The organism is Pantoea allii (assembly GCF_002307475.1).
Taxonomy (GTDB): domain Bacteria; phylum Pseudomonadota; class Gammaproteobacteria; order Enterobacterales; family Enterobacteriaceae; genus Pantoea; species Pantoea allii.
Genome location: NZ_NTMH01000011.1, coordinates 182,971 through 196,946, shown reverse-complemented (window position 1 = coordinate 196,946; position 13,976 = coordinate 182,971). Strand labels below are relative to the sequence as shown.

Here is a 13,976-nt window from a genome sequence, read left to right as displayed (position 1 = left end):
CACTCCCGGCGCACTCAGTTCAGCAATGCGCACTGCGGTGGCAGACGGCAGCTTAACGCGCCCGGCATAACATCAATCGTGAATTCCTGCCCGGACAGCGGCTCGCCATCCAGATTAAATGTCATCTCGTGGGGCGAGCGAATCGTCAGGGACGATAAACGGGTCGAAATGATGCTGGGATTATCTTCATCGCCGCCGGTGAGGGAATGCAGCAGGGTGGGCAGTAACTCCTGCGCGGTGACCACGCTGACGTCGAGCAGGCCGTCATTAATCAACGCAGAAGGGCATAATCGCTGACCGCCGCCCGCCTGGCGACCATTGCCAATGCCGATGACCAGCGCATCGCCTTGCCAGTGGAAATCGGGCCCGCTGATTTCACAGCTGTCGGGTTTCAGGGTGTCCATGCGCATCAGGCCGTGAATAAAATAGGAAACCCCACCCAGCGCCGATTTCAGCTTTTCCGGCGTCTCGGTGGTAATGCGCGTGCCGAAACCGCCTGTAGCCATATTGATAAAGTAGTGACGCTGATTCACCCGGGCCAGATCGATGTCGTACGCTTTGCCCTGAATAGCCAGCCGTAAAGCCGGTTCGATCTCTTCGGGGATGCCGACGCTGGTGGCAAAATCGTTCGCCGTGCCCAGGGGAATAATCCCCAAGACAGGACGGTCGGCGACATTTACCGACGCCAGTGCGGTGGCGATTTCATTGACGGTGCCATCGCCGCCGCCCGCCACCACGGTGACCGCCTGTAATTCCAGCGCTTCTTCGACGTAGCGTTCGCCGTCGCCTTTTTCATATGTCACGCGCACGGCAATGTTGTAGCCCTCATCGCGCAGCTTAGTGACCGCTTCACGTAGATCATCATTGCCTGCGCCTTTACCGTTAAGGATCAGCAGCGTAAGCGATTCTTTGTCCATTATCTGTTCCTTGAAGATCTAAAGCGTAGGTAGTGGTTATAGCACAGCCTGGAGAGAAAAATGATGGGCGAAAGGGAGAAAAAAGAAAACCCGCACGGGGGAGCCGGGCGGGTGAATGAGGTGGATCCAGTTACAGCTGCTGATAATTGTTACTCATTGGTAGCAGGCAGCACTATAGAGCAGCAAAATTAAGCCGTCTGTGATCCTTCTCGTGCTTTTGTCAAAATGTGTCAACCTGTCACACCGGTGGCGTGAGGCGCGCGCGTATCCTGACCGTCGGTAAAATTGCGCAGCAACAACGCAAATTGCAGATCGACCTGTGGAGGCACCTTCATCCAGACACGATGACCGTCTCCCGGCGCCACGTCCGTCGGCTCGCCCCGGCTGTTTTGCAAGGCATCCAGGGTACAAATCAGGTTACCAGAGGGCGTCATGATCTCCAGGCTGTCATGCAGGACAAATTTATTCTTCACCACCACCTCCGCCCAGTCATCACGCTGCTCGCCGCTGAATTCGCCGACAAACTGTTGGCGCTCAGAAACAGAATAGCCGTTCTGGTAATTTTGATAGCTGTCATGTGTATGGCGACGTAAGAAGCCTTCGGTATAGCCGCGATGCGCCAGACCTTCCAGGGTTTCCAGCAGGGCAGGATCAAAAGGTTTGCCGGCGGCGGCATCGTCAATCGCTTTGCGATAGACTTGCGCGGTGCGGGCGCAGTAATAATAAGATTTGGTTCGGCCTTCAATTTTTAATGAGTGAATGCCCATCTGGCTCAGCCGTTCAACGTGCGCCACGGCACGCAAATCTTTCGAATTCATGATGTAGGTGCCGTGTTCATCTTCAAAGGCACTCATCATCTCGCCGGGTTTCATCTTCTCTTCCAGCAGAAAAACCTTGTCACTGGGCTGACCGATGCCCAGGGTTGGCGTGACGTCCTGCACCGTCACCGGCTGATGGATTTCAACAATATTGCCGACGTCATCTTGTTTGGCCTCCTGCAACTGATATTCCCAGCGGCAGGCATTGGTACAGGTTCCCTGGTTCGGATCGCGTTTATTCATGTAGCCGGAAAGCAGACAGCGCCCGGAATATGCCATACACAGCGCGCCGTGTACGAAGACTTCCAGCTCCATGGTGGGCACCTGCTGTCGAATGTCGGCAATCTCTTCCAGCGACAGTTCACGTGACAAAATCACCCGACTAAGGCCCATCTGCTGCCAGAACTTCACGGTCGCCCAGTTAACGGCATTGGCCTGAACGGATAAGTGAATGGGCATGGCCGGAAAAGCCTCGCGCACCAGCATGATCAAACCGGGATCGGACATAATCAGCGCGTCCGGCTGCATCTCAATCACCGGCGTTAAGTCGCGGATAAAGGTTTTTAGCTTGGCGTTATGCGGGGCGATATTGACGACGACGTAAAATTTTTTACCCAACGCATGGGCTTCGTTGATGCCTTTCGCCAGGTTTTCATGGCTGAATTCGTTGTTACGAACCCGCAGGCTGTAGCGTGGTTGGCCGGCATACACGGCATCTGCGCCGTAGGCAAAGGCATAACGCATATTCTTCAGCGTACCCGCTGGAGAAAGTAATTCTGGTTTCATGGCGTACTCACTGATGTCAGGTCAGTATGCCGCCTCAGGCGGCACGTGCAGGGGCGTTACCCCTGCAAAAGGTGCGGAATTGTAGGCAGTGAGAAAAAGGAAGTAAATTGATCTGAATCAATCTAAATCAAATGACAGATATCGGCTTCCCAGCGATAGCCCATGCCATACACGGCGCGAATGAAAGGCTGCTCGCTGTCCAGGTTTTCCAGCTTTCTTCGCAGGTTCTTGATATGACTGTCAATAGTGCGGTCAGTGACGACCCGATAATCGTCATAGAGGTGGTTTAACAGCTGCTCGCGTGAAAACACTTTTCCAGGCTCAAGGGACAGCGTTTTTAACAAACGAAATTCCGCAGGCGTTAAGTCGAGTGGTTCATCGCGCCAGCTGGCCTGGAAGCGACTTTCATGCACTTTCAGCAGCGACGCAACCGGGGCTTCTTCAGGCGAACGTTTCACCCGACGCAAAATGGTTTTCACCCGCGCCACCACTTCACGCGGGCTGAACGGTTTACAGACGTAGTCATCCGCCCCAATTTCCAGCCCCAGCAGGCGATCGATTTCTTCTGTCCGCGCAGTCACCATAATAATCGGCAGTTCAGAGTCACGGCGGATTTCACGGCACAGTGTCAGGCCGTCCTTACCTGGCAGCATTAAATCCAGCAGGATCAGATCGGGCGGGGTCTGATGAACGTAGTCCAGCACCTCATTGCCATGCGCCAAATGGTGGGTACGGTAGTTGGACGCCTGTAAATAATCGATCATGAGTTGCGCCAGCTTGGGTTCATCCTCAACCACAAGGATTAGCGGATAGGTGTTTTCCTGATTCATAGTCTTCTAAACGGGAGGAACATAACGCAATTGTAGCGCGATTTTCAGTCCACCTAAATCAGCGTGCGTCGCGGTTATGGTTCCGCCATGCGCATCAACAATATTTTTACAGATTGCCAGACCCAAACCTGAGCCGCCGCTGGCCCGATTGCGGGACCCTTCGGTGCGGAAAAACCGTTCGAAAATTTGCGCCTGCTGCTCGCCATCCACACCGGGTGCGCTGTCCTCAACGGTGACGTGCCAGTAGGGTGCGTCATACCAGAGACGAACCTGGACCGTGCCACCCGCATCGGTATAACGCAGGCTGTTTTCCAGCAGATTGATAAACAGCTGCATCAGGCGATCGGGATCGCCAAAGAAGGGCGCATCTTCAGGCATAGCCAGTTTCAGTGTCAGGTCATGGGCACGGTAGCGTTCGGTAAAATTGCCTGCGCTGACCTCAATGAGCTGCACCAAATCCGTGGCCTGCTTGCGGTAGGCCAGCGCACCAACATCAGAAAGAGACAACTGATGCAGGTCGTCTACCAGCTTCGTCAGCAACGCAACTTCACTTTGCAATGAGGTAATGGCGTCGGGCGTCAGCTGACGAACGCCATCCTGCATCGCCTCCAGTTCACCGCGTAAAATAGCCAGCGGCGTTCGCAACTCATGAGAAATATCGGCCATAAACGCCCGGCGCATACTTTCATTTTTCTCCAGTGAGCTGGCCAGCAGGTTAAAGTCATGTGCCAGCTGGCCCAGTTCATCCTGGCTGCTGACCTCCACTCGGGTGGCTAAATTCCCCTCGGCCAGATGATGGGTACCGTCCACCAGCCTTTTTACCGGAGCCAGCAAGCCTCGCGCCATCAGCCAGGTCACCAGCGCGGCAAGCAGAGTCGACAAGCCGACGATATACCAGCTGGTTCGTCGCTGTTGCTGATCAAAATTAATGTCGGTACTGCGCGTCAGGCGTTCGGGCGGTGAGCTGATGATCCAGCCCACCACCTTGCCGTTGCTGGTGGTGATATTGTGGCGTATTCCCTCTGGCGGTACCTGTGAGCGCGGACCAACCATCACTTTATATTGCTGATCGAGCACCCAGAACTGGGTTCGCCAGCCGTGCGGCGGAAGCTGATTGTTGCTGTCGGGATTCTGCTCCAGCGAGCGCAGCATGGTAAAAATCAGTCGGTCATTGTTGCGCAGAAAATCCCAGTTGCCATGCTGCTCGTACTGATCGGCCAGCGCCGCGCCCAGCAAATTCAGTCGCTGTTCATTACCGCGTTTGATGTAGTCGACGAAGCCATGCTCAAAGCTCAGCCTGACGCCCCAGTGCATGGTAATCAGTACCAGCATGCAGGTGGAGAAAATAGCCATAAACAGCTTGGCACCGATGCCAACGCGCAGAAACGATCTCATTCACTTCTCCGGCGTCGCAGATCGACGCTTTTACTCTCTTCTTTCGGGACACGCCAGAACACCAGCGCAGGCAGAATAATGATCAGGGCCATACAGAGATAAACATAGATAAAGGCCTGGTGGCTTAACCCCTGTTGCCCCAGCGCCGACTGACCAAACGCGCCCAGCAGCAGGCCCGCGACGGTTACCCCGATACTCATTGAAAGCTGCATGATCATCGACAGCAGGCTGTTACCGCTGGATGCCAGATCGTCCGGCAGCTCTTTCAGCGTCAGCGTGTTCATTGAGGAGAAGCGAATCGCATTCACCATCCCTTGCAGGAATAACACCAGCGGCAGCATGGCCGTCCAGCCCAGCATCGCCACCAGCGGAAACAGCAACACCACCAACGCCAGACCGACGGTCGATCCCACCAGCACGTTGCGATAGCCGAACAGGTTAACGATACGGACCACGATGCGTTTCATGCCCATATTGCCGAGCACCATCGCAATCATCATTAAACCGGCATGAAACGGGCTGAAACCCATTCCGATCTGTAAAAAAAGCGGCGTCATAAAAGGTAACATCCCGCTGCCGATGCGGCCCGCCAGGCTACCGAGTAATCCGATGGAGAACACCCGATTATCAAACAGCTTCAGGCTAAACAGCGCATCGTCGTTGTGGCGCGCATGCAGCAGGTAAAACAGCAGGGAACCTGTGCCTGTCAGGATCATCGCCGCCAGCAACAACGCGGAGCCGCCGCTGCTGCGCTGGCCATCAAGCGCCAGCGTCAGGGTTGCCATGCCCGCAGCCAGCAGAACAAAACCCAAAAAATCGAAGCGTCGTGGCGGCATGGCGTAGTTGGGTAACAGCTTTAAGGTGGCGATAGCGCCGATCACGCCAACCGGGATATTAATCAGGAAAATCCAGTGCCAGCTGGCATATTCCACCAGTACCCCGCCGAGCGCCGGACCCAGTAGCGGACCAATCTGGCCGGGCAGGGTGACGAACGTCATGGCGGACATATATTGATCGCGCGGCACAATGCGCATCACCGTCAGCCTGCCTACCGGCACCATCATGGCCCCGCCGATGCCCTGCAGTACACGTGCCACGAGCAGCTGATCCAGCGTGTGGGACAACCCGCACATCAGCGAACCCAGGCTGAACAGCACGATGGCGCTGAAGAAGATATTTCTGACGCCAAACCGATCGGCCAGCCAGCCACTCAGGGGCAGGGTGACCGCCACCGTTAACACGTAGGCGACAATGACCGAATGCATATGCAATGGGCTCACGCCCAGATCGTGGGCCATGGACGGGATGGCCGTATTGACGATGGTGGTATCCAGCGCCTGCATAAAGAAGCCAAAGGCGACAATCCATAACTGCCAGCGGACCGTTACGCTCTGCATGATAGTTACCCCTTAGTGCTGCGTCGCATTCATTGTCTGAGTGCGCTTTTTGCGTCGCAGTTTATCCATCATTAAGTACACCACTGGCGTGGTATACAGGGTAAGGAGCTGGCTCATGATCAGCCCGCCCGCAATGGTGATCCCTAACGGCTGGCGCAGTTCCGCGCCATCTCCGCTGGTCAGCACCAGCGGGAGCGCGCCAAACAACGCGGCCAGGGTAGTCATTAAAATAGGGCGGAAACGCAACAGGCAGGCCTGGAAAATGGCATCGCGGGCGCTCAGGTTACCCTTACGTTCTGCCTCCAGGGCGAAGTCCACCATCATGATGGCGTTCTTTTTAACGATCCCGATTAATAACAGAATACCGATCAGGGCAATCAGGCTGAACGGCGTATCAAACAGCTCCAGCGCCAGCAGCGCACCGACGCCTGCCGAGGGCAACGTTGAAAGAATGGTCAAAGGATGCACGTAGCTCTCATAGAGAATGCCCAGCACAATATAGACTGCCGCAATGGCGGCCAGCATCAGCCACAGCTGGCTGCTCTGCGACTGCTGGAAAGCCTGCGCGGTACCGGCAAAGCTGCCGCGCACGCTGGACGGCACGCCCAGCGCGGTCATGGTGCGGTCGATGGCCTCCGACGCCTGTGACAGGGAAACACCTTCTGGCAGGTTAAAGGAAATGGTCGATGCGGCAGACAGCCCCTGATGATTGACGGACAGCGGGGCATTAGCCGGCTGCCATTTGGCAAACCAGGCGAGCGGGATCGGTTTGCCCTCGCTGTTAATCACAAACATCTGATTCAGCGCGCTGATGTCCTGGGTATAGCGGGGGTCCACTTCCATGACGACCTTGTACTGGTTCAGCGGCTGGTAAATGGTGGATATCTGGCGCTGACCAAATGCATCATTTAACAGGGCGTTGGCTTCTGAGACGTTGATTCCCAGCCGGGCCATGCTGGCGCGATCGTAGGTCAGGGCCATTTCACTGCCTTTATCCTGTTGGTCGGAGTTGACGTCAGCCAGTTCCGGCAGGGCGGTAAAGGCCTGGCGGATTTGGGGTTCCCAGGTGCGAAGCGCAGCAAGATCGTCTGACAGCAGCGAGTACTGATAGCTGGCATTGGCTTCGCGACCGCCCACCCGAATATCCTGCACCGCATTGAGATACAGGTTGGCTCCGGGTTCGTTTGCCAGCTTCGTACGCAGCCGGGCAATCACCATCTGGGCATTGTCTTTCCGTTCAGACAGCGGTTTCAGGGAGATAAACATCAGCCCCATGTTGGTGCGCATCCCGCCGGTGAAGCCCACCACGCTGGACACATCGGGATCGGCACCGACGATTTTCATAAAGTCTTCCAGCTTACCGCGCATCGCCTGAAACGAAATACTTTGGTCGGCTGAGATAAAGCCCGACAACCGGCCAGTGTCCTGCTCGGGCAGGAAGGTTTTGGGAATACTGATAAACAGCCATACCGTCAGGGCCACCGTCCCCAGCAGCAGCAAGAGTACCCAGCGCGCGTGGTTCAATACCACGGTCAGTGAGCGCGCATAACCGCGCTGCACCGCCAGCAGCAGCCGTCCAAATCCCCGTCGTTGCGGTTGACTGCGCGGCGCATGGGGCTTGAGCAGGTAAGCACACATCATCGGCGTCAGCGTGACAGAGACAAACAGGGAGATCAGGATGGCGACCGACAGCGTGATAGAAAATTCGGCGAAGAAGCGACCAATCAATCCGCCCATCATTAGCAGCGGCAGGAATACCGCAATTAACGAGAGGCTCATCGACAGCACGGTGAAGCCGACTTCACGCACGCCTTTGAGCGCGGCAGCCATGGGTTTCATCCCGGCTTCCACATGACGGGCGATGTTTTCCAGCACTACAATGGCATCATCCACCACAAATCCGGTGGCGATCGTCAGGGCCATCAGCGACAGGTTATTCAGGCTGAAGCCGCATAAATACATCGCGGCGAAGGTGCCGATCAGCGATACCGGTACTGCCACGGCAGGGATGAGCGTGGCGCGACCAGAGCGTAAAAACACAAACACCACCAGAATCACCAACGCGACGGCAATCACCAGCGACTGTTCCACTTCCTCAAGCGAGGCGCGGATGGTGGGCGAGCGGTCCTGCGCCACCTCAAGGTTAATGGCCGCAGGGATAATCTCGTGCAGTTCGGGCAGTTCGGCACGAATGCGATCCACCGTGTCAATCACGTTCGCATCGGCGGTTTTGCGTATGACCAGCAACACCGCTGGTTTACCCCGTGACATCCCGGCGTTACGCACGTCCTGTACCGAATCCTGCACTGTGGCAACATCCGACAGGCGCACCGCTGCGCCATTGTTGTAATGCACCACCAGGGGCTGATATTCACTGGCGGTTTGCAGCGCATCGTTGGTGCGCAACTGCCACCGCTGTTGACGATCTTCTAGCGCGCCCTGTGGACGACGCTGGTTGGCGTTAGAAATGGCCTGCCGTACTGCGTCCAGGGAAACGCCCTGGTTAAACAGGGCCTGCGGGTTCAGCGCAACGCGCACGGCGGGCAAAGAGCTGCCGCCTACGGTGACATCGCCAACGCCGTTAATCTGCGACAGCTTCTGCGCCAGCTGTGTGGAGGCGTAATCGTAGAGCTGAGCCGGGCTGAACAGGTCGGAGGTCAGCGTCATGATCATGATCGGCGCATCAGACGGGTTAGCTTTGCGATAGGTCGGGCGCGAAGGCATACCGGTGGGGAGCAGGCTTTGCGCAGCGTTGATCGCCGCCTGGACATCCCGCGCCGCACCATTAATGTCACGATCAAAATCGAAGACCATAATGATGCGGGTCGATCCCAGTGAACTGGTGGAGGTCATTTCGCTGACGCCGGCGATGCGGCCCAGAGAACGTTCCAGCGGCGTGGCGACTGACGAGGCCATCGTTTCCGGCGAGGCGCCGGGCAGAGAAGCCGACACCATAATCACCGGAAAATCCACCTGAGGCAGCGGGGCGACGGGCAGCAGGCGAAAGCCCAGCATCCCGGCCAGCGCAATCGCCAGCGTCAGCAGCGTGGTGGCAACCGGGCGATGGATAAACAGCGCAAAAAATTTCACTGCTGTTCCTCCGTGTGACCGAGGCGGCGACGCAGGTTATGCGCCAGTCGGTCAAACAGCAGGTAAATAACCGGTGTGGTAAACAGGGTCAAAATCTGGCTGAGGATCAGGCCGCCGACCATAGCAATACCCAGCGGTTGGCGTAATTCTGCGCCGACGCCGGTGCTGAGCATCAGCGGTAACGCCCCCAGCAGCGCGGCCAGCGTGGTCATCAGAATAGGTCGGAAACGCAGCAGGCAGGCCTGATAGATCGCGTCATACGGCTTCATGCCCTGTTCACGCTCCGCAGCCAGGGCGAAGTCAATCATCATGATGGCGTTCTTCTTCACGATGCCAATCAGCAAAATGATGCCGATGATCGCCACGATATCCAGCTCGTTGCCGCTTATCATCAGGGCCAGCAAGGCACCCACACCTGCGGTTGGCAGGGTTGAAAGAATGGTGATGGGATGAATAAAACTCTCGTACAGGACGCCCAGCACGATATACATCGCCACGACAGCCGCCACAATCAGCCACACCGTGCTCGTCAGTGCCGCTTCAAACGCCAGGGTGCTGCCCTGGAACTGCGTCATCACCTCTGACGGCATACCAAGCTGTTCTTCGGCCTGGGTTATCGCCTTTGTGGCATCTTCCAGCGAATAGCCCTTCGCCACATTAAATGAGAAGGTGGCAGACGGAAACTGGCTCAGGTGGTTGATGGTCAAAGGCGCATGGCGCTGCTCAATGCTGGCGATAGCATTTAAGGGAACGCTGCCGCCGTCGGTACTGATCAGGCGAATACCCTCCAGACTTTGCAGGCCCTGCGTGGTGCTGTTGTCCTGCTCCAGCACCACACGGTACTGGTTTGCCTGGGTATAGATGGTGGAGATCAGCCGCTGCCCAAAGGCGTCGTAGAGCGCGTTATCCACATCCGCCATGCTGATACCCAACCGACTGGCGCTGTCACGATCGACTTTGATATAGGCTTCCAGGCCCTGATCCTGCCAGTCGCTGCTGACATCTTGCAGCGCGGGCAGTTTCTGCAAGGCGCTCACCAGCGCAGGAACCCAGGTGCTGAGTGAGTCCAGCGATCCGGACTGTAGCGTAAACTGATAGGGCGTGCGGCTGGCCTGGGTATCAATCGTCAGATCCTGAACCGCCTGAAGCCACAGCGTGACGCCGGGGATCATGCTGATTTGCTGTTGCAGTCGCTGCTGAATCTCAGGAATACGTTCGCTGCGCGCATCCAGCGGTTTAAGGTTGATCTGCAACCGGGCACTGTTGAGTGACGGATTGGTGCCGTCGACGCCCACAAACGAAGTCAGGCTTTGTACCGCGGGATCTTTCATTATCACCGAGGCAACGTCACGGGTGCGCTCAGCCATGCTGGCGTAAGACACCGACTGCGGGGCCTGCAGAGTGCCCTGGATGATGCCGTTATCCTGCTGTGGGAAAAAGCCTTTAGGAATCGCGATCCATAACAAGACGGTAAGCAGCATTGTGCCAAGTGCCACGGATAGCGTCAGCCAGGGATGGTTAAGCACCCGACTCAGCCCGCGACCGTACACCGCAATCACTCGCTCAAACATGGCTTCGCTGGCGCGGGAAAAGCGGTTTTGCCTGCGCAGCGATTCTGCGCTCAACATGCGGGCACACATCATCGGCGTCAGGGTGAGCGAGACCACGGCTGAAATCAAAATTGCCACCGCCAGCGTCACCGCAAATTCGCGGAACAGACGGCCGATGACATCACCCATAAACAGCAGCGGGATTAACACCGCAATCAGTGAAAACGTCAGAGAGATAATGGTAAAGCCAATTTCGCCCGCGCCCTTCAGGGCCGCCGTCATGGGTTTTTCGCCTTTCTCGATATAGCGCGAGATGTTCTCAATCACGACGATGGCATCGTCTACGACAAAGCCTGTGGCGATGGTCAGCGCCATCAGCGTCAGATTGTTGATGGAAAAACCCAAAAAATACATCGCCGCAAAGGTGCCAATCAGCGACAGGGGCACTGCCACGGCCGGAATAATGGTGGCAGGCACGTTACGCAAAAACAGGTAGATGATCATCACCACCAACCCCATTGCCAGCATCAGTTCATGCTGGGTGTCGCTGACGGACGCACGAATGTTGGTGGTGCGGTCAGTGACCAGTTTCACGTCGACTGATTTAGGCAGGCTGGCGATCAGTGACGGCAGCATGGCGCGAATGCTATCGGCGGTGGCAATAATGTTGGCACCTGGCTGGCGTTGCACATTCAGCACAATGGCTGGTTCACGGTTGGACCAGGCACCCAGCCAGCTGTTTTCTGCGCCCTGTTCAATGGTTGCCACATCCGCCAGGCGCACCGGTGCACCATTTTTATAACTGACGATCAACTGGCGGTAATCCTCTACCGATTTCATCTGATCGTTGGCGGAAAGCGTGACCGAGCGGGTAGGGCCATCCAGGCTGCCTTTCGCGGAGTTGACATTGGCATTGGTGATCGCCGTGCGCACCGTTTCGCTGGTCAGCCCCATGGCGGCCAACGCCTGGCTGTTCATCTTCACGCGCACCGCCGGACGTTGACCGCCCGTCAGCGTCACCAGACCGACGCCGGTGACCTGCGATATCTTCTGTGCGACACGGGTTTCCACCATGTCCTGCACCTGGGTTAACGGCATGCTGCTGGTGGTGACGGCCAGAGTCATAATCGGTGGATCGGCCGGATTGACTTTGCTGTAAACCGGCGGATTCGGCAGGTCACTGGGCAGCAGGTTGGTGGCAGAGTTGATCGCCGCCTGCACTTCCTGCTCCGCCACATCAAGCGGCAGCGTCAACTGAAATTGCAGCGTGACGATTGAGGCGCCACCCGAGCTTTGCGATGCCATCTGTTTCAGTCCGGACATCTGGCCGAACTGGCGTTCAAGCGGGGCGGTAATGGAGGAGGTCACTACATCCGGGCTTGCCCCGGGATACAGCGTAACGACCTGAATCGTCGGATAATCCACTTCAGGCAGGGCAGAGACCGGCAAAAAGCGGTAACCCAGAATCCCCGCCAGTAAAATGGCAATCATCAGTAAGGTGGTCGCGACCGGACGCAGGATAAACTGGCGTGACGGCCCTCCGCTGTGGTCAGGAGGCATAACCTGCATTACTCAGATTCCCCTTTTGACGGCAAGCTGGTGCGGGTCTCTTTTGTGGCGCGACTCTGCGCGGCAACCACTTCGACTTTTGCCCCTTCTGTCAGGCGGTCCAGTCCGTCGGTGACGACGCGATCGCCTGCGTTGAGTCCGGCGCTGATTACCACTTTCTGGCTGTCCTGCAGACCGGCGGTCACGCTTTTCTTACTGACCTTGTCTTCACTGTTGATCACCCAGACAAAGTGGCCTTCATTCCCCATTTGCAGTGCTGCGGTGGGAATCACGACGGCATCCTGTAAGGTATTCACCTTCAGGCGCGCATTAACAAACTGGTTAGGAAAGAGCAGGTCATCCTGATTATCAAAGCGCGCTTTAATTTTAATCGTGCCGGTGGTCACATCAATCTGGTTATCCAGACTGAGCAGTTTACCGCGGGTGATCAAATGCTGATTGCTGCGATCCCAGGCTTCGACCAGTAAAGGTTCGCCAGTTTTCTGCGCCTGCATGATCTGGCTGATAGTGTTTTCAGCCACGCTGAACACCACATCGACCGGATGCGTTTGAGTAATCACCACCAGGCCATTGGTGTCGCCGCTGGTAATGTAGTTGCCGATATCAACCTGCTTCAGACCCACGCGGCCATCGATAGGTGAAGTGATGCGGCTGTAAGTCAGATTCAGTTGGGCGCTGGCAACGCTGCCTTCATCGGCTTTTATCGTGCCCAGGGTTTCATTCACCAGGGCGCTCTGTGTGTCCAGATCCTGCTGGGAAACCAGCGAGGTTTTCGCCAGCTTCTGGTAACGGGCTAAATCGCGGCGTGCGTTCGCCAGGGTAGCCTGGTCGCGCGCCAGCTGACCCTGTGCCTGCATGAGGGCTACCTGATAGGGACGGGGATCGATCTCGGCGAGCAGATCGCCGGCTTTCACCTGCTGGCCTTCTGTGAAGTGGATAGCCATCAGATTCCCATCCACCCTGCTACGCACCGTCACGGTGTTGGCGGCTGTCACGGTGCCTAACCCATTCAGGTATTGCGGCACACTCTCTTTGACCGCACTGGCCGCCTGCACCGGCGCTAAGGGCTTATGCGCGCCACTGCCTCTTTTACCATGTGCAGACTGGCCGGATGCGTCACCGTCGCTTGCGGGCTGGGCCGGATGCTTCCACCAGTAATAGCCGCCTGCGGCCACGGCAATCACCACCAGCGCAATCAACGCTTTTTTCATAACAGGGTATCGGTTGTTCATTGTTGTTGTTGCTCTCCAGCACTGTCTTTCCAGGGCGCGGGCTTAAAAGGTCGCCTGCAAACCACGAATTGTAGTCGTCCCTGCGGGTAAAAATTTGAAGGAATTAAGGATATCTGTCAGCACTGCGTAATTATGTCGATTTTCTGAAGACATATTGTCGTTTAATTGATGGGCCGTATTCATAACGCATTTGAATGAGTGTGCCACAGCATAGCGCGCGATGAGCTGTTGTGGTCAGGAAATGATTTTTTAAATTCATCAATGGCAACAAGCGCAAAAAGCCAGAAGGAGCAGGTGTCAGGCGGCAATACGCCGCGCGGAGCGGCGTGAAAACGCCAGCGTTTGCCCGCAGGAAGGCGAGCAAAAGGCATGAGGTGACGTCAGGTGAACGA

Annotated in this window: 8 protein-coding genes; all 8 read right to left on the bottom strand. The window is 56.6% G+C overall.

Annotation, left to right across the window (positions count from 1 at the left end; genetic code table 11):
- Positions 1-14: 14 nt before the first annotated feature.
- The gene (yegS, locus tag CMR03_RS03810) at positions 15-917 is read right to left on the bottom strand and encodes a lipid kinase YegS (protein ID WP_063880192.1); all 903 of its coding nucleotides are present in this window, start codon (positions 915-917) and stop codon (positions 15-17) included.
- Between the two features lie 230 nt (positions 918-1,147).
- A complete protein-coding gene (gene trhP, locus CMR03_RS03805) occupies positions 1,148-2,521 on the bottom strand; it encodes a prephenate-dependent tRNA uridine(34) hydroxylase TrhP (RefSeq protein ID WP_096010824.1) in 1,374 nt (457 codons plus the stop codon).
- Positions 2,522-2,643: 122 nt separating this feature from the next.
- Positions 2,644-3,351, bottom strand: coding sequence for an envelope stress response regulator BaeR (gene baeR, locus CMR03_RS03800; protein WP_063880190.1), 708 nt, complete (start codon positions 3,349-3,351; stop codon positions 2,644-2,646).
- A 6-nt stretch (positions 3,352-3,357) separates the two neighbouring features.
- On the bottom strand, positions 3,358-4,746 hold the full coding sequence (baeS, locus tag CMR03_RS03795) for an envelope stress sensor histidine kinase BaeS (protein ID WP_096010823.1): 1,389 nt from the start codon (positions 4,744-4,746) through the stop codon (positions 3,358-3,360).
- Positions 4,743-6,143 (bottom strand): multidrug transporter subunit MdtD, encoded by a 1,401-nt coding sequence (gene mdtD, locus CMR03_RS03790; protein ID WP_063880188.1) that lies wholly within the window; start codon positions 6,141-6,143, stop codon positions 4,743-4,745. Before mdtD ends, baeS begins: the two co-directional genes overlap by 4 nt.
- Before the next feature lie 12 nt (positions 6,144-6,155).
- The gene (gene mdtC / locus CMR03_RS03785; protein WP_096010822.1) at positions 6,156-9,233 is read right to left on the bottom strand and encodes a multidrug efflux RND transporter permease subunit MdtC; all 3,078 of its coding nucleotides are present in this window, start codon (positions 9,231-9,233) and stop codon (positions 6,156-6,158) included.
- Positions 9,230-12,352, bottom strand: coding sequence for an MdtB/MuxB family multidrug efflux RND transporter permease subunit (locus CMR03_RS03780; RefSeq protein ID WP_063880186.1), 3,123 nt, complete (start codon positions 12,350-12,352; stop codon positions 9,230-9,232). The genes mdtC and CMR03_RS03780 overlap by 4 nt, the downstream gene beginning before the upstream one ends.
- A complete protein-coding gene (locus CMR03_RS03775; protein ID WP_096010821.1) occupies positions 12,352-13,584 on the bottom strand; it encodes an MdtA/MuxA family multidrug efflux RND transporter periplasmic adaptor subunit in 1,233 nt (410 codons plus the stop codon). Before CMR03_RS03775 ends, CMR03_RS03780 begins: the two co-directional genes overlap by 1 nt.
- Positions 13,585-13,976 lie beyond the last annotated feature (392 nt).